This is a genomic window from Burkholderia sp. SIMBA_062, from assembly GCF_046534765.1.
Taxonomy (GTDB): Bacteria; Pseudomonadota; Gammaproteobacteria; order Burkholderiales; family Burkholderiaceae; genus Burkholderia; species Burkholderia ambifaria.
This window is the reverse complement of sequence record NZ_JAWRYD010000401.1, coordinates 1-257: the sequence shown is the minus strand read 5'-3', so window position 1 is coordinate 257 and position 257 is coordinate 1. Positions and strand designations below refer to the sequence as shown.

Genomic DNA, 257 nt, shown 5'->3' with positions numbered 1-257 from the left:
CGCGCGGCTACCTGCCGATCGACGGCATCGCCACTTACGACCAGGCCGTGCAAAAACTGATCTTCGGCGCCGAGTCGCCACTGCTGGCCGCCGGCCGCGTGGTCACCGTGCAGGCCGTTGGCGGCACCGGCGCGCTGAAGATCGGCGCCGACTTCCTCAAGCGCCTGTCGCCCAATGCCGTGGTTGCCATCAGCGACCCGAGCTGGGAAAACCACCGCGCACTGTTCGAGACCGCCGGTTTCCCGGTACAGAACTAC

The 257-nt window shown here is 67.3% G+C and carries 1 protein-coding gene; it reads left to right on the top strand.

Annotated features, from left to right (window positions below):
• The coding region (locus SB786_RS36840) for an aminotransferase class I/II-fold pyridoxal phosphate-dependent enzyme (RefSeq protein ID WP_410731665.1) at window positions 1-257 on the top strand (257 nt) is incomplete at both ends.